Source organism: Pseudomonas sp. PME37.24/025, from assembly GCF_055556615.1.
Genome location: NZ_JBVHNK010000415.1, coordinates 1 through 247 on the forward strand (window position 1 = coordinate 1; position 247 = coordinate 247).

A 247-nucleotide genomic window follows, 5' to 3' on the forward strand; every position below is an offset into this window, starting at 1 on the left:
CGAGTCCGAATAGGGCGTTCAGTTGCTGGGCGTAGACCCGAAACCAGGTGATCTATCCATGGCCAGGATGAAGGTGCGGTAACACGTACTGGAGGTCCGAACCCACTAACGTTGAAAAGTTAGGGGATGAGCTGTGGATAGGGGTGAAAGGCCAATCAAACTTCGTGATAGCTGGTTCTCTCCGAAATGCATTTAGGTGCAGCGTTGCGTGTTTCTTGCCGGAGGTAGAGCTACTGGATGGCCGATG

General features: G+C 53.0%; 1 rRNA gene. It reads left to right on the forward strand.

What is annotated here, in order from left to right:
• A 23S ribosomal RNA gene (locus ACZ3HH_RS30890) occupies nucleotides 1-247 on the forward strand; the annotation flags it as partial.